We start from the raw sequence: 14,303 nt of genomic DNA, 5'->3' as shown, positions 1-14,303 counted from the left end.
CGCGCCTCCTTTACCCGCCCGCGCCTGCGGAGGCCCCCGGTGTGCCGCCCGCTCCCGGAACGAGCCCTGGGTTCGGCGTCGGCGTTGGTGTCGGCCCGGGCGGGCTCGTCGGCATCGGTGCTGGCGTCGGCGTCGCCGTCGGCGTCCCCGGGTCGGTCGGGACAGGCCGCGGGGTCGAGGGTGCTGTCGGTGTCGCAATCGGCGGCGGTCCTGCCGGGTTCGTCGGTGCCAGCCCCGGCGATGGCGTCGCTGTCGGTGAAGGCGCCCCGGGCGGAACCGGCGCCGGTGTCGCCGTAGCAGGCGGGACCGCTGGGTTCACCGGGACCGGCGTCCTCGTCGGAGGTGTCGGCGTCGGGGCACCTGGCGTCTCCCCGGCTCCCGGCGGGGTCCCGGCACCCTCACCGGCGCCGCTCGTGCCGATCGGCGTCGGGCTGGCCGTCGCCCCGGGCTCCGCGGTCGCCGTGCCGCCTCCCGGCGCCGCAGCGCCAGGTGTCGCGCTCGATTGCGGCTCGCCTCCCCGCTCCCGGCCCGGGTCCAGGTTCCGCACCGCATTGATGGCGAACTCCCCCGTCGACCGTACGACCCCAACGGCATCCACCGCCCCAGTCGCCTGTGCGCCGCCCGCGGCCGCCGCGAGCAGCACCGCGCCCGCTGCAAGCCGCTGCGCCAGCGGCCGGCGCTCGCTCCCCAGCCCGAACCAGCCGAGCAGCCACGGCCGCCAGCTCCGCCCTTCACCCTCCATGTACGCCGCAAACCGCGCGCGCATCCGCGCCGATGCCGCTGCATCGGGTCCCGGCACCCGCAGCCCCGCTACCCCGCGCGCAATCCGCGCCAGCGCCGCCGCCTCCGGGCTCCCCCGCCGCCGGCCAGCGCCGCCTCGACCTCTTCGGCCAGCCGGATCGCCTCGTCCATCCCTCGCTGCATCGGCATGCTCTCCCTGCGGGCCGGACCCCGGCCCGCATCGTACATCGGTAGCAGGCCGCCAAAAGTGTCACGTCATCGCCGGTTTGTGCCACACTGGGCACCATGCCCGGTTACTCCGTCATCGTCGGCCGCTTCGAACGCGAACCCTCCACCGCCGGCCGCCTCGCGGCCTTCGTCATCCGCTGGCTCGTCACCGCCGTGGCCGTCTGGGTCGCCGCGGCGCTCGTCCCCGGCATCCACCTCGACGGCTTCGGCAGCACGCTCGCCGTCGCCCTCATCCTCGGCCTCCTCAACGCCTACCTGAAGCCCCTCCTCATCATCAGCGCATTTCCCGGCATCATCCTCTCCCTCGGCCTCCTCCTCATCCTCATCAACACCGCCCTCCTCGCCCTCGCCGCCTGGATCGCCGGCAAGTTCGATGGCATCGCCTTCTCCATCGATGGCTTCTGGAGCGCCTTCTTCGGCGCCATCCTCATCTCCCTGGTCAGCTTCCTCCTGACCCGCTTCATCAACCCCGGCCGCCTCGCACGCCGCTTCGACTGACCCGGCCCCCGTTCCTTTGCCTCCCGTGAACCATCTGCGTAGGATGACCTCGCCGCCGACCCGCCGGGCGGCGAGCACCCACGGGACCACGCCATGCGCATCATCGACGGCATCTACCAGCTGCTCACGCCCTTCCCCCAGTTCACCATCGAAGACGCCAAAGCCCTTCGCCGCGAACTCCAGGAGCACCCCCGCGTCACCAAGGGCCTCCCCTACGTCCTTCCCTACCTCATCAAAGACGGCGGTGACGTCGTCCTCGTCGACTGCGGCTGGAACACCGACTCCGCCTACCGCGCCCTCGAAGAGGGCATGCGCGAGCACGGCTCCCACCCCTCCGAAATCCAGCGGCTCATCATCACCCACATCCACCCCGACCACTACGGCATGGCCGGCCGCCTCAAACAGCTCTCCTCCTGCGACGTCGCCGTCCACGAAAAGGACGCCGAAGTCATCGCCACCCGCTACTTCGCCCCGCGCGCCCTCACCGAAGAAATGCAGCGCTTCATGGAGCTGAACGGCGTCCCGCCCTCCTCAACCCCCCAGATGTCCCAGGGCTCCATCGGCATGCTCAGCAACGTCGCCGCTGTCCCGCCCGATACCGAGCTCAAGGGTGGCGAAGCCTTCAAGGTCGGCGACTTCGACTTCGAAGTCATCTGGACGCCCGGCCACTCCCCCGGCCACATCTGCCTCTACGAGCCCAACCGCAAAATCCTCCTCACCGGCGACCACATCCTGCCCACCATCACCCCCAACGTCTCCATCCACGCCCAGACCCACGGCAGCCCCCTCGGCGACTACATGCGCTCCCTCGAAGCCCTCGTCGACCTCGATGTCCGGCTCGTGCTCCCTGCCCACGAGTTCGAGATCACCGACCTCAAGAAGCGCATCCGCGAAATCAAAGACCACCACGAACTCCGCCTCGAGGAGATGCTCGCCTGCGTCGACCGCGGCGGCTCCACCGCCTGGGAAGTCGCCGGGCGGGTGAAGTGGGCCACTGGCAAACTCGAAGACTTCGAGCCCTGGATGCAGCGCGCCGCCGTCGGCGAGACCCTCGCCCACCTCGAATACCTCTTCGAACTCGGCCGCGTCGCCAAGGTCATGCGCAGCGGGAAGCTCTACTGGCTCCCCGTCTGACCCGCCGGCAGCGTCACTCGTCCGGCTCGTCCGGCCCGTGCGCCCGGCCGCTCAGCTCCTCCGGCTCGAGCCGCCAGCCCACCACGCCCCGCTCCCCGAACCGCGCCTCCAGCGCCGCCAGCGCCCACGCCGGGGCATCGGCCAGCCGCCGGTAGAACAGGCCCGCGAACTCCCCGAACTCTAGCGGGTCGGGCACTTCCACCCACCGCCCGTGCCCCGAGACCGAGGCCCACTCCCACGGCCCGGTCGTCGCCGTGCTGTCCACCTGGAACGCCACCCGGTCGTTCGCCCGCGCCATCTCCACCTTCCGGCCCGGGGTCGTCAGCCCGCAGAAGGCCCCGTCCCGCCACGCATAGAACATCGGCACCAGGAAGTGCCCGTCCTGCCCGAAGAAGGCCACGCGGATGACCCGCTCCTTCTCGAGCACCAGCACCACCTCGTCCGGCGTCAGCGCCCGCGTGCCCATCGACGAAGCTCCGCTCCCCGGCTGCCCCTCAGCGGTTGAGCCCCAGCTCCGTGCGGATCAGCTCGCAGATCTCGAACGTCGGCCCCTCCGCCTGCAGCGTCGTCTGCATCTTGTTGATCGTGACCGCAACGGCCAGCCCAACCTCCGGGTCCGCAAACGCAATCGAACCGCCCGCGCCCGGGTGCCCGAACGCCGTCTTCCGCGGCCCCATCGCACCGTGCTGGCCCATCAGCACGCCCCCGTTGAAGAAGCCGATGCTCTTCACCATCGGCATCACCAGCACCCGGTCCGGCGCTTCCGTCTGGATCGCGCTCATCAGGCCGATCCGCTCCTTCGAAACCAGCCGCACCCCATCCACTGCCCCGCCGTTCGCCAGCGCCGCATACATCTTCGCCAGCGCCCGCGCCGTGAAATGCCCGTTCGCCGCCGGCAGGCAGGCCCGCCGCACCCGCATGTCGTTGAAGTTCCAGCCCAGGTTCGGCGGCATCGCCTTGAAGAAATCATGGTCCGGCGGAAGCTGGAACATCGCCGCCCGCGTCTGCGCCCGCTGGCCCTGCTCCGCCGCCTGCTCCTGCGCCGTCTGGAGCGTCGCCAGCCGCTCTTCCACACCCTCCGGGATGCCGATGTACATCTCCCCCTCGAGCCCGAGCGGCCGCACGATCTCCTCTTCCAGCACCTGCTGGATGTGCCGCCCGTCCGCGTGCTGGATGATCCCGCCCGCAATCCAGCTGAACGTAATCGCGTGGTAGCCCGTCTCCGTGCCCGGCTCCCACGCCGGTTCCCCCTCCGCGATGTAGCGCAGCCCGTTCTCCCATTCCAGCAGCGGTGCGGCCGCTGCGGGGTCCATCGGCATCGCGTGCAGCCCGGCGTGGTGGCTCATCGCCTGCGCCACCGTCACCCGCGCCTTCCCCTTCTGCCCGAACTCCTCCCAGTAGCGCGCGACCGGCTGCTCGTACTCGATGATCCCCCGGTCCGCGAGGATGTGGAGCGCCGTCGCCGCCACCCCCTTCGTCGTCGAAAAGCTGCTGAACAGCGTGTCTGGCCCCACCGGCCGCGGGTCGTTCGGGCCCATCTGCCCCGCCCACGTATCCACGATCTTCTCCCCGCCAAGGTACGCGCAGACCTGCGTCCCCAGCTGCGTCCCCCGCGCAATCTGGTCCAGCAGCAGCCCCCGGACTTTCTCGTTCAACTCCTCGTTCATTCCCGTCTCCAGAGTCAGTCGATGCTGCGAACTCTACGCCCCGCGAACGCGCTTCGAAACTGCCACGGCGCAACCGACCAGCCCAAAACAGCAGGTTTGCACCGTGCCAACTTTCTCATTACGTGCCCCGCGCGACAATGCCCCTGGCGGCTCCGCGCCAGCGCAATCCACGCCGCCCGGCAGGGACACCAACATGAACAGGCGCCTCATCCTCCTGGCCGCCGCAGGTCTTGCGGCCGGGGCAATCCTTGCGGCCTGTGGCGGCAATGACTCCGACAGCGACGCCGGCTCCGGAGCCTCCTCCGGCTCCCCCACCGAAACCGCCGGCTCGCCGGCGGCATCGCCCGCAGCGACCCCCGGGGGCTCGGCCTCCCCTACCAGCGCGTCCGGCTCCTCCGGCGCCATCCCCGATGACCTCGCGAAACTCGCCGCCGACGCCGCAAAGGCTACCTTCACCGCCACCTACGAACTGGCCCAGCCCGGCATCAAGGGGACGTTCTCCCTCGCCCAGGATGGCAAGAACAGCCGGATCGCCCTCAACTCCGCCGAAGGCGAGTTCATCATCATCAACACCGAGAAAGACAGCTTCACCTGCTTCAAGGTCGGCCAGACCGGCTTCTGCCAGCGCCAGGCGCCCGACCCTTCCCTCGCCGATTTCGACTTCCGCGGCCGCCTCGATGACCTCGGGGCCGAGGACAGCGTCAGCTTCAAAAAGCTCGACGACCGCAAGATCGCCGGTCTCGACTCCTCCTGCTGGCAGTCCAGCGACGCCAGCACCGCAGTAACGCTGTGCATCGCCAAGAAAGAAAAGGTGATGACCCTGCTCGAAGAATCGTCGAGCGGGCTGTCATTCACGCTCACCGACTACTCCGGCAGGGTCGACAGCAAGCTCTTCGAGCCGCCCTTCCCCGTCCAGTAGGCCCGGCCGGGCTGGCACCGGCAGCACAGGGCGGGGGCTCCCGGTAAGGGAACCCCCGCCCTTAAGGTTGCGCTGTGTGTCGCGGCGCTCAGACCGCTTCGATCACCTCGCCCTCAACGATCTCCCCGTCGGGGCCGCCCCCGGCACCCGCCGGGGCAGCGTCCACCGCCGAGAACCGGAACTCGCCGTCGACGAAGTCGACAGTGACCTTCTGGCCCTCGTGGAACTCGCCGGCGAGGATTCGCCGCGCCAGCTCGTTCTCGATCCGGCGCTGCACCGTCCGCCGCAGCGGCCGCGCGCCGTAGACCGGGTCGTATCCCTCGCGCACCAGCTCCGCCTTCGCCGCAGGCGTCAGCTCGAAATCGATCTTCCGCTCCGCCAGCCGCTTGCGGACCTCGTTCGCCAGCAGGTCAACAATCTGCGTCAGCTGCTCCTGGGTGAGCGGCTCGAACACGATGATCTCGTCGATCCGGTTTAGGAACTCCGGTCGGAAGTGCTCCCGCAGCGCCTTCTCCACCGAACCCTGCAGGATCTCCTGCTCGGTCATCCCGTCGGTCCGCACCGTGAACCCGAACGTCGCCCGCTCCTGGGCGCTCGTGCCCAGGTTGCTCGTCATAATGATGACCGTGTTCCGGAAGTCCACCGTCCGGCCCTGGCCGTCCGTCAGCCGGCCGTCATCGAGCACCTGCAGCAGCGTGTTGAAGACGTCCGGGTGCGCCTTCTCGATCTCGTCGAACAGGATCACCCGGTACGGCCGCCGCCGGACCGCCTCCGTCAGCGCGCCGCCTTCCTCGTACCCCACGTACCCCGGCGGGGCGCCGATCAGCCGGCTCACGGAGTGCCGCTCCTGGTACTCCGACATGTCGATCCGGACCATCGCGTCTTCGCTGTCGAACAGGTACTCGGCCAGCGCCTTCGCCAGCTCCGTCTTCCCGACGCCCGTGGGCCCAAGGAAGATGAACGAACCAATCGGCCGCTTCGGGTCCTTCAGCCCGGCCCGCGCCCGGCGGATCGCATCGGCAACCGCCTTGATCGCCCGGTCCTGCCCGATGACCCGCTGGTGCAGGTGCTCCTCCAGGTGCAGCAGCTTCTCCTGCTCGGTCTCCCCCAGCTTCGAGACCGGGATGCCCGTGATGTCGGAGATCAGCCTCGCGATATCCTCCGCCGTCACCCGGCGGTCCACCTCGGGGTGCTCCCGCTCCCACGCCGCCTTCCGGCGCTGGTACTCATCCTGCAGCTGCAGGATTCGCTGCTTGATCCGCGCCGCAGCCTCGTAGTCCTCCCGCTGCACCGCCGCCTCGGTCTCCATCGCAAGCTCCTCCAGCTCCTCCTGCAGCTGCCGCAGGTCATCCGGGAGCGATTGCGCCTCGATCACGTGCTTGCTCGCCGCCTCGTCGATCAGGTCGATCGCCTTGTCCGGCAGCTTCCGCTCCGTCAGGTACCGCGCCGAGAGCTTCGCCGCTGCCTCGATCGCGTCGTCGGTGATCTCCACCTTGTGGTGCGCCTCGTACTTCGGCCGGAGCCCCTTCAAGATCGCGATCGTGTCCTCAACGCTCGGCTCCTCCACGAATACCGGGGCAAACCGCCGCTCCAGGGCCGGGTCCTTCTCGATCCGCTCCCGGTACTCGTCCAGCGTCGTTGCGCCGATCACGTGCAGCTCGCCCCGCGCCAGCGCCGGCTTCATCAGGTTCGAAGCATCGATGGCGCCTTCCGCGCCGCCCGCGCCCATCACGGTGTGCAGCTCGTCGATGAACAGGATCACCTGCCCCTCGGCCTGCTTCACCTCGTCCATCACCGCCTTCAGCCGCTCTTCGAACTCCCCGCGGAACTTCGAACCGGCCACCAGCGCGCCCATGTCCAGCGAAAGCAGCCGCTTCCCCTGCAGGTTCTCCGGCACATCGCCGGCCACAATCTTCTGTGCCAGCCCTTCGACGATCGCCGTCTTCCCGACGCCCGCCTCGCCGATGAGCACCGGGTTGTTCTTCGTCCGCCGGTTCAAAATCTGCATCACCCGGCGAATCTCCGCTTCGCGCCCGATCACCGGGTCGAGCTTCCCCTGCCGCGCCAGCTCCGTCAGGTCGATGGAGTACTTCTCCAGCGACTGGTACCGGCTCTCCGCCGTCTGGCTCGTCACCCGCTGCTTCCCCCGGATCTCCTGCAGCGCCCGGTAGATGCCTTCCTTCGTGACGCCGAATTCCGCAAGCAGCCGCGTGGCGCCGCTCTCTTCGTTGTCCGCGATCGCAATCAGCAGGTGCTCCACGCCGACGTACTCGTCCTTCAGCCGCTCCGCCTCGGCGTTCGCCACCTCCAGCATCCGCACCACTTCCGGCGTCGTGTAAATCTGCACCACGTCGTAGGCCAGCGTCGGCAGCTGGTCGAGCGCCTTCGCTACCCGCTCCTTCAGCCGGCGCATATCAACGTTCAGCTTGAGCAGCACCTGCTCGGCAAGCCCGCCCTTGTGGTTCACCAGCGCCCACAGCACATGCGGCACCGACCACTGGCTGTTTCGCTTCTGCCGCACCAGCTCCTGCGAGGCCGCCAGCACCTCCTGCGCCTGCTCCGTGAATCTGTCCTGTCGCATCATCGTTCCTTACTCCTTACGTTTCGCTCGAATTCCCAGGGTGCCGGGGCGCCGCTCGTTCGTGTTCCCTGGTCCCACGTCCGCCGATGCCTGCGACGGCGGTTACATCCCGCCGCCCTGGTACGGTGCCGGCAGCCGCGTCGCCCGGAGGCGGTTCAGCTCCGCCCGTGTCGCCTCCAGCTCCGCCTGCAGCCGCCGGATCTGCTCATTCATCCGCAAAATGATGTCGACCCCCGCAAGGTTGACGCCCAGCTCATCGATCAGCCGCTGCGCCGTCTTGATCCGCTGGATGTCGGCATTCGAATACATGCGGATGTTCCCCTCCGTCCGCTTCGGACGGATGAGCCCCACCTTCTCGTAATACCGCAGCGTCTGCTGGTGCATTCCCACCAGCCGCGCCGCGATGGAGATGACGTACATCGGCTCGTCGTCATCGACGTCCAGCGGGGCATTCCGGCCGTCCATCTCGTCGTACTGTGCCATCCGTCACCTCCTTTCCTCAGCGCCGGGCCGCCGCCCCGCGCAGCTCGCGGAGCGCCTCCCAGTGCTTCCGCTCCTCGGCCGTCAGGTGGTCCGGCAGCAGAACCCGCACCTTCACGTACAGGTCGCCCCGTTTGCCCGCCTGCCCGAGCACCGGCATCCCTTTTCCCGAAAGGCGGAACTGCCGCCCGTTCTGCGTCAGCTCAGGAATGCGCAGCGCCACCCGGCCGTCGATCGTCTGGACCATCACTTCGCCGCCGAGCACCGCATCGACCACCGGCACGTCGACCTCGGTCACCAGGTCATCGCCCTTCCGTTCGAAGCGCGCATGCGGCAGCACGGTCACCAGCAGGTAGAGGTCGCCCGGCGCGCCATTCCCAATGCCGGGCCGGCCCTCGCCGGCAATCCGCACCCGCGACCCCGTCTTCACGCCCGGCGGAATCCGCACCTCCAGCCGCCGCACCTTCATCGTCGTGCCCATGCCCTCGCAGGCATGGCAGAGCGCACCCGCAATCTCGCCGGTGCCGCCGCAGGTGCGGCACACGTCCGGCGTCTGCAGGTTCAGCGTCCGGGTCGTCCCGTGGAACGCCTCCTCGAGGGTGATCTCCACCGGGGTTTCCACATCCTGTCCGCGGCGGCTCCCGCCCATCCCGCGCGGACCACCGCGCTCCCGCCGGAACAGCGTCTCGAAAATCGACCCGAAATCGCTGAACGGGTCCCCAGCACCGTCCTCCCGGCCGAATGGGCTCCCGCCCCGCGCGAAGGGATTCCCCCCGCCCGGCCGCGCCCCCGCCGCCTCGAACTGGTCGGCCAGCTCCCACTGGTCGCCCCAGCGGTCGTACTTCTTCCGCTTCTCCGGGTCGGAAAGGACCTCGTACGCCTGGTTGATCTCCTTGAAGCGCGCCTCCGCCGCCTTGTCGCCCGGGTTCACGTCCGGGTGGTACTTCCGGGCAAGCTTCCGGTAGGCCGCCTTGATCTCCTTCTCGCTGGCCGTCCGGCTGACGCCAAGCACCTCGTAGAAGTCCTTTGCCATGCCCGTAGCATACCCCGGCGGCACTTCCCTGCGCAACATCTTTGCGAAGATTCTTACAAAGACATTGTCAGACCACTTGACAACGTCTCGCGCCCTCGCCACAATGAGGCCGAAACCACCACAGCCAGGGAGGTGCACCGATGGCTAACGCACTCACTCGCTGGGACCCCGCCGCGGAAATCGCTGCCATGCGGAACCTCATGGACCGCCTCTTCGAGCAGTCCTTCGGCCGCTTCCCGGCCTTCCGCAACGGCAGTGAAGACCTCGGCCCCATCACCCTCGCCCTCGACGTGATCGAGCAGCCCGATAGCTACGTCATCAAGGCCGCTATCCCCGGCGTCGACCCCAAGGACGTCGACATCTCCGTTGAGGACGACGTCCTCACCATCAAGGGCGAGTTCAGCCACAAGGAAGAGGCCAACGAGGAGAATTACCTCCGCCGCGAGATCCGCTACGGCAGCTTCCAGCGGCAGCTCCGCCTCCCGCCCACGGTCGATGCCGAGAAGGCCTCCGCCTCCTTCGAGCACGGCATGCTCCGCCTCGTGCTCCCGAAGAAGCCTGAAGCCCGCGCTCGCTCGATCAAGATCACCCCGCAGGGCGTCGTCGAAGGGCAGACGGTCTCCAACAACTGACCGCCAGCGATTCGAGGGGAACCAGCACAGCGGCCCCGGTTACCTGACCGGGGCCGCTGCTATTCCTCCGCCTGGTCAGTCACAGCCGCCGTCGTCGAACCGCTCGCCGCCCGTGATGTGGATCGCCGCCGCCCACGCCGCCAGCACCGCACCCCCGCCGAGCACAAGGCTCGCAGGCAGCAGCAGCACCGACCAGCGCAGGAGCTGCACCGCACCAAGCCCCAGGCCAAGGCCAAGCAGCGCCAGCCCGGCCCCCCGCCAGAGCAGCGGAGCCGGCCCCAGCGTCAACCACGGCTCACGCTCGTGCCCGTGCGTATCCGTCGCCCCGGCAGCCGGCCCGGCCGGCAGGTCAGCCGCCATGCCGCTGATCCGGCGGAAGCATGTTCGGAATGCCGTCCTCGATTGGGTAGCGTTCCCCGCACGACGTGCAAATCAGCGCCCCCGCCACGACCTCCCCCTCCCGCTCCTCGGCATCGCGCAGTTCGAGCTCCCCCTTGCACAGCGGACAGCACAAAATCTCAAGCAGAACCGGTTCCATCCCCATCATCCTAGCGCGGCACGCCCCTGTGCGCCTTGGCGCATTCCGCCGCAGTCCCCCACCATACCCGCCGTGAACTGGCTCGACCTCCTCATTCTCGGCGTCGTCGGCATCTCCGCCTGGCGCGCCTACGCCAGCGGCTTCATCCGCGAACTCGTGGTCCTCGTCTCGGTCATCCTCGCCATCCCCATCGCCGGCGCCCTCTACTCCCGCATGTTCCCCAAGGTCGACCCGATCCTCGATAACGAAGACCTCTCCGCCGTCATCTCCTTCCTCTCCATCATGGCCGGCGTCATCATAGGCGGGAACGTCGTCGCCCATCTCCTCAGGCGCACCGCCGAGATGCTCAACCTCGGCGGCCTCGACCGCCTCGCCGGCGCCGCTTTCGGCTTCCTCAAAGCCGCCCTCGTCATCCAGGCCATCCTCATCGTCCTCGTCCGCTACCCCAGCCCCGACGTCCGCAGCGAAATCCAGGAATCCCGCGTGGCCACCGCCCTGCTCGACGGCGCCCCCCTGACCCTCGCCTTCCTCCCGAAGACCTTCGAAACCGGCGTCGACCTCTTCCGCAACGCCGCCGACGCCCTCGACCGCCCCGGCCCCACCCCTGCCCCCGCCCCCTGAGCCCCCGGGTGACTGCCCTCGCAGCGCAGGCACCAGCCCCTCTGCCATACTGTCAACGTGGAACCGGCCGCCGACGCCATCGCCCGCGAAATCGACGCCCTGCTCGATGCCTACGACCGCGAGCTCGAGTACTTCGAATCCACCGCAGAGCTGCTCATCCCCCTCATGCGCGACCTCCTCGCCGCCATCGATGCCGCCTTCGCCAGCCCCGCTGACCCCCAGGTCCTCGAAGGCGCCCGCAACGCCCGCGCCCGCTACGTCGAAGCCCTCAAAGGCCTCCAGCCGCTCCTCGACGACTGGCTCAAGGTCCGCGGCTCCAACTGGCGCGCCTGGGAGGCTGAGCCCGCGATGAGCGACCTCCAGTACGCCCGCCTCGAGCGGCTCTCCGCCCGCGAAACCGCCCTCGCACTCGGCCGCGACGAGTTCGACCGCCTCCAGGATGCCGTCCGCAGCCGCCTCCTCCTCTTCGAAGAAGCAACCCGCGGCCGCTGACTACAGCTCCCCCAGCTCGATAATCGGCGGCAGCGGGTGCGCCCCGTGCGGTTCGAACACCCGCGGCTCCCGCAGCACCGTATTCAGCAGCATCGGCGGCAGCTCCGCCAGGATGTACTCGAACGTCAGCGGCCCGCCCGGCCGCCGCCAGCTGAAATTGTTGTTCGTCGCGAACATCAGCGTGTAGGCCACCAGCCGCGCGTCACGCGGAATGAACACCCCCTCGTTGATGCCCCACGTCACCACGTCCATCAGCGCGTGCTCGTAATCCCGGTCCGCCTCCCGCACCCGCTCGCGCCCCTCCGGCGAAAGATTCCGCGAGCGCCCCCCGACGTAGCTCGCCCGCACAATCGTGTGGTGCTCGCCCATGATGAGCAGGTCCCGCAGCGCATTGAACAGCGCCGCTTCCGGCCCCGGCGCCCGCTCGATAATCGCCCGCAGCCGCCGCTCAGCGGTCCGCACCGCCTCCACCGCCACCTCCACCCAGAGGTCCTCCTTGCTCCGGAACTGGTAATAGATGACGGCCCGGCTCGTCCCCATCTTCGCCGCCACGTCCTCCAGCGTCGCATCCGGCAGTCCCTTCTCCAGCACGACCTCCGCCATCGCCCGCATGATCTCGCGGCGGCGGGCCTCAGCTCGCGCCGGGTCCTGCACCCGGTAACCTCGCAGTCCAAACTCGTCGCCCATCACGTCCCCGGCGTCGCCCAGATTCTCGCACGGCGGCCGTTGACAACTCTACCACTCCCGCGATATCTTGCGCGCCTTCGGATAAACACACGCGTCTAATCTTTGCTGTCGGGTTGGGCGCGTGGTCCGAAGCGGGCCCGGGTGCGGTGTGCAGGCTTTGTAGGGGCGCCTGCACACCCCCCGGAACACCCCGAACCACCCTCGCGGGCGAGCGGACGGCAATCCCGCTCACCCCCAAACACGTACCGTTGGCAAATAGGCGCTATTGACGGCGCCTATGAAGGGCAGTACAAGGCACGCATCAAGCCGGCCGACGCAGCCGGCGCCACGCACGGGGGAAGGGACACCATGCACCGCGACAACTACTGGACCAGGAAACTCCGCCGCCGCAGCTTCCTCGGCACCACCGCCGCCGCCGGCCTCGGCGCCACCGCCTGGGCGCTCGCCGGCTGCGGCGACGACGACGATTCCGGCGCCGGCAAACCGACGCCGACGCCCGCCGGCGTCCGCCCCGGCACCCCAACCCAGCCCACGCCCACCACCCCGGGCGAAGTCGTCAAAAAGGGCGGCACCTACAAGCTCCGCCAGGGCGCCATCTTCGCCACCATTAGCCCCTACGGCGGCCTCGATAGCGGCCTCCTCTGGGGCTTCACCATCTTCGACCACCTCTGGTACACCCCCCTCGATACCGGCATCCGCGAAAACTTCCTCGCCACCAGCATCGAACAGCCCGACCCGCTCCAGTTCACCGTCAAAATCGGCGAGGCCTACTTCCACAACAAACCGCCCATCAACGGCCGCCGCGTCAAAGCCCAGGACGTCGCCGCCTCCTACATGTCCGCCCGCCAGCAAACCCGCATCTCCAACTCCTCCTGGTGGACCCAGGTCCTCGATAACGTCGTCGCCATCGACGACGCCACCGTCAAATTCACCCTGAAGCAGGTCGACGCCTGGACCTTCTCTTCCACCAACGGCGGCAGCCCCATCGGCTCCTCCATCCTCCCTGAGGAGATCGCCGAAGAGCCCTCCTTCATGGATAAGGACCTCATCGGCAGCGGCCGCTTCGAGTTCGTCAGCCACGAAAACGGCGCCAACTTCAAGCTCAAGCGCTTCGAAAAGTGGCGCATCCCCGGCGAACCCTACCTCGCCGCACAGGAATACCGCCTCATCCAGGAACAGGCCGCCGCCCTCGCCGCCTTCTCCGCCGAAGAAATCCACACCGTGGGGCTCAACAACAAGCTCGAGCGCGAAGACCTCGTCAAAAAGCACGGCGACAAAATCGTCATCGACTCCGAGGACTCCCGCTCCGTCTGGACCGTCCTCCCCCGCGGCGATGGCCAGTGGGCCGACCCCCGCGTCATCCAGGCCATCTCCATGGCCATCGACCGCCAGGAACTCATCAACCTCATGAACTTCGGCGAAGGCAAAATCAGCGGCCCCGTCCCGCCAGCCTTCGGTGAAGCCCTCCCCGAGGCCGACCTCAAGGCCACCTGGGGCAAATACGACCCAGCAGAGGCAAAGAAGCTCCTCGCCGCCACCGCCTTCGATACCGCCAAAGAGTACGAACTCAAGTACATCACCCCCGGCGACCGCAACCAGCAGTTCGCCCAGATCATTCGCTCCCAGCTCGAGAAAAACCTCGGCCTCAAAATCAAGCTCGTCGGCGAAGACCTCGGCCGCTGGCTCCAGCAGTCCCTCTACGGCTCCCAGTACGACGGCTTCATGGTCTACGCCAGCCTCGCCTACGACGACCCCAGCTCCTACATCGGCGGTTACGCCAGGCAGATCGGCGGCCGCCCCAACTGGGCCGGCTACAGCAACGACGAAATGGACGAGCTCGTCAAAAAACAGAAAACCATCCTCGACGATGCCCAGCGCAGGGCCGCCGTCCAGGACATCCAGCGCAAGGCCTGGGAACGGGGCGCACCCTTCATCCCCACCTTCATCGCCATCACCAACAGCGCAACCTGGAACTTCGTCAAAGGCCGCGTCGTCGGCCGCGGCAGCTACGGCCTCTTCAACGGAAAAATCTGGATCGACAAATAGAGGAGC

General features: G+C 68.4%; 16 protein-coding genes. 7 read left to right on the top strand and 9 right to left on the bottom strand.

Annotated elements, in window-relative coordinates; genetic code table 11:
* Positions 1-10: 10 nt before the first annotated feature.
* Positions 11-799 (bottom strand): hypothetical protein, encoded by a 789-nt coding sequence (locus A9A59_RS13600; RefSeq protein ID WP_133117457.1) that lies wholly within the window; start codon positions 797-799, stop codon positions 11-13.
* 227 nt (positions 800-1,026) lie between these two features.
* Here A9A59_RS13600 and A9A59_RS00780 point away from each other — a divergent pair, with 227 nt between their 5' ends.
* Both A9A59_RS00780 and A9A59_RS00775 read left to right on the top strand, forming a co-directional pair.
* Positions 1,027-1,467 (top strand): phage holin family protein, encoded by a 441-nt coding sequence (locus A9A59_RS00780; RefSeq protein WP_098502457.1) that lies wholly within the window; start codon positions 1,027-1,029, stop codon positions 1,465-1,467.
* A gap of 93 nt (positions 1,468-1,560) precedes the next feature.
* Positions 1,561-2,601 (top strand): MBL fold metallo-hydrolase, encoded by a 1,041-nt coding sequence (locus A9A59_RS00775; protein ID WP_098502456.1) that lies wholly within the window; start codon positions 1,561-1,563, stop codon positions 2,599-2,601.
* Positions 2,602-2,614: 13 nt separating this feature from the next.
* On the opposite strand, the gene A9A59_RS00770 is transcribed toward A9A59_RS00775, so the two are convergent.
* Complete coding sequence (locus tag A9A59_RS00770) at positions 2,615-3,067, bottom strand: pyridoxamine 5'-phosphate oxidase family protein (protein ID WP_098502455.1); 453 nt, start codon at positions 3,065-3,067, stop codon at positions 2,615-2,617.
* Positions 3,068-3,095: 28 nt separating this feature from the next.
* On the bottom strand, positions 3,096-4,268 hold the full coding sequence (locus A9A59_RS00765; RefSeq protein WP_098502454.1) for a serine hydrolase domain-containing protein: 1,173 nt from the start codon (positions 4,266-4,268) through the stop codon (positions 3,096-3,098).
* A 193-nt stretch (positions 4,269-4,461) separates the two neighbouring features.
* Between A9A59_RS00765 and A9A59_RS00760 the strand changes: the two genes are divergently transcribed.
* Entirely contained in the window at positions 4,462-5,187 is a 726-nt protein-coding gene (locus A9A59_RS00760) for a hypothetical protein (RefSeq protein WP_098502453.1), read from the top strand.
* 88 nt (positions 5,188-5,275) lie between these two features.
* Here the strand turns inward: A9A59_RS00760 and A9A59_RS00755 are convergent, their stop codons facing one another.
* From A9A59_RS00755 to A9A59_RS00745, 3 genes are all read right to left on the bottom strand, one after another.
* On the bottom strand, positions 5,276-7,768 hold the full coding sequence (locus A9A59_RS00755) for an ATP-dependent Clp protease ATP-binding subunit (protein WP_098504761.1): 2,493 nt from the start codon (positions 7,766-7,768) through the stop codon (positions 5,276-5,278).
* A 102-nt stretch (positions 7,769-7,870) separates the two neighbouring features.
* Positions 7,871-8,251, bottom strand: a complete 381-nt coding sequence (locus tag A9A59_RS00750; RefSeq protein WP_278286741.1) for a heat shock protein transcriptional repressor HspR — start codon at positions 8,249-8,251, stop codon at positions 7,871-7,873.
* 16 nt (positions 8,252-8,267) lie between these two features.
* Entirely contained in the window at positions 8,268-9,281 is a 1,014-nt protein-coding gene (locus A9A59_RS00745) for a DnaJ C-terminal domain-containing protein (RefSeq protein WP_098502452.1), read from the bottom strand.
* A gap of 140 nt (positions 9,282-9,421) precedes the next feature.
* Here A9A59_RS00745 and A9A59_RS00740 point away from each other — a divergent pair, with 140 nt between their 5' ends.
* Positions 9,422-9,913 carry an Hsp20/alpha crystallin family protein gene (locus A9A59_RS00740; RefSeq protein ID WP_098502451.1) on the top strand — a complete coding sequence of 164 codons (492 nt, stop codon included), beginning with the start codon at positions 9,422-9,424 and terminating at the stop codon, positions 9,911-9,913.
* A 75-nt stretch (positions 9,914-9,988) separates the two neighbouring features.
* On the opposite strand, the gene A9A59_RS00735 is transcribed toward A9A59_RS00740, so the two are convergent.
* Both A9A59_RS00735 and A9A59_RS13870 read right to left on the bottom strand, forming a co-directional pair.
* Positions 9,989-10,273, bottom strand: coding sequence for a hypothetical protein (locus A9A59_RS00735; protein ID WP_098502450.1), 285 nt, complete (start codon positions 10,271-10,273; stop codon positions 9,989-9,991).
* Positions 10,263-10,451 carry a methytransferase partner Trm112 gene (locus tag A9A59_RS13870; protein WP_165772402.1) on the bottom strand — a complete coding sequence of 63 codons (189 nt, stop codon included), beginning with the start codon at positions 10,449-10,451 and terminating at the stop codon, positions 10,263-10,265. The genes A9A59_RS00735 and A9A59_RS13870 overlap by 11 nt, the downstream gene beginning before the upstream one ends.
* A gap of 72 nt (positions 10,452-10,523) precedes the next feature.
* On the opposite strand from A9A59_RS13870, the gene A9A59_RS00730 reads away from it, so the two are divergent.
* Together A9A59_RS00730 and A9A59_RS00725 are read left to right on the top strand one after the other, a co-directional pair.
* A complete protein-coding gene (locus tag A9A59_RS00730) occupies positions 10,524-11,072 on the top strand; it encodes a CvpA family protein (RefSeq protein ID WP_165772401.1) in 549 nt (182 codons plus the stop codon).
* Positions 11,073-11,129: 57 nt separating this feature from the next.
* Positions 11,130-11,564, top strand: coding sequence for a hypothetical protein (locus A9A59_RS00725; protein ID WP_098502448.1), 435 nt, complete (start codon positions 11,130-11,132; stop codon positions 11,562-11,564).
* Here A9A59_RS00725 and A9A59_RS00720 read toward each other — a convergent pair whose 3' ends face one another.
* A complete protein-coding gene (locus A9A59_RS00720; protein ID WP_098502447.1) occupies positions 11,565-12,251 on the bottom strand; it encodes a TetR/AcrR family transcriptional regulator in 687 nt (228 codons plus the stop codon). It lies immediately after the preceding gene.
* Positions 12,252-12,599: 348 nt separating this feature from the next.
* On the opposite strand from A9A59_RS00720, the gene A9A59_RS00715 reads away from it, so the two are divergent.
* Positions 12,600-14,297, top strand: a complete 1,698-nt coding sequence (locus tag A9A59_RS00715) for an ABC transporter substrate-binding protein (RefSeq protein WP_098502446.1) — start codon at positions 12,600-12,602, stop codon at positions 14,295-14,297.
* Positions 14,298-14,303 lie beyond the last annotated feature (6 nt).

The organism is Tepidiforma thermophila, from assembly GCF_002563855.1.
Taxonomy (GTDB): Bacteria; Chloroflexota; Dehalococcoidia; order Tepidiformales; family Tepidiformaceae; genus Tepidiforma; species Tepidiforma thermophila.
The sequence above is the reverse complement of the archived record's forward strand: the minus strand, read 5'-3'. Positions and strand labels throughout refer to the sequence as shown.

Coding starts and splice junctions, on each gene's coding strand:
- A9A59_RS00775 (WP_098502456.1), top strand. CDS start 1,561: ATGCGCATCATCGACGGCATCTACCAGCTGCTCACGCCCTTCCCCCAG.
- A9A59_RS00760 (WP_098502453.1), top strand. CDS start 4,462: ATGAACAGGCGCCTCATCCTCCTGGCCGCCGCAGGTCTTGCGGCCGGG.
- A9A59_RS00745 (WP_098502452.1), bottom strand. CDS start 9,281: ATGGCAAAGGACTTCTACGAGGTGCTTGGCGTCAGCCGGACGGCCAGC.
- A9A59_RS00770 (WP_098502455.1), bottom strand. CDS start 3,067: ATGGGCACGCGGGCGCTGACGCCGGACGAGGTGGTGCTGGTGCTCGAG.
- A9A59_RS00720 (WP_098502447.1), bottom strand. CDS start 12,251: ATGGGCGACGAGTTTGGACTGCGAGGTTACCGGGTGCAGGACCCGGCG.
- A9A59_RS00750 (WP_278286741.1), bottom strand. CDS start 8,251: ATGGCACAGTACGACGAGATGGACGGCCGGAATGCCCCGCTGGACGTC.
- A9A59_RS00735 (WP_098502450.1), bottom strand. CDS start 10,273: ATGGCGGCTGACCTGCCGGCCGGGCCGGCTGCCGGGGCGACGGATACG.
- A9A59_RS00715 (WP_098502446.1), top strand. CDS start 12,600: ATGCACCGCGACAACTACTGGACCAGGAAACTCCGCCGCCGCAGCTTC.
- A9A59_RS00755 (WP_098504761.1), bottom strand. CDS start 7,768: ATGCGACAGGACAGATTCACGGAGCAGGCGCAGGAGGTGCTGGCGGCC.
- A9A59_RS00765 (WP_098502454.1), bottom strand. CDS start 4,268: ATGAACGAGGAGTTGAACGAGAAAGTCCGGGGGCTGCTGCTGGACCAG.
- A9A59_RS00740 (WP_098502451.1), top strand. CDS start 9,422: ATGGCTAACGCACTCACTCGCTGGGACCCCGCCGCGGAAATCGCTGCC.
- A9A59_RS13870 (WP_165772402.1), bottom strand. CDS start 10,451: ATGGAACCGGTTCTGCTTGAGATTTTGTGCTGTCCGCTGTGCAAGGGG.
- A9A59_RS00780 (WP_098502457.1), top strand. CDS start 1,027: ATGCCCGGTTACTCCGTCATCGTCGGCCGCTTCGAACGCGAACCCTCC.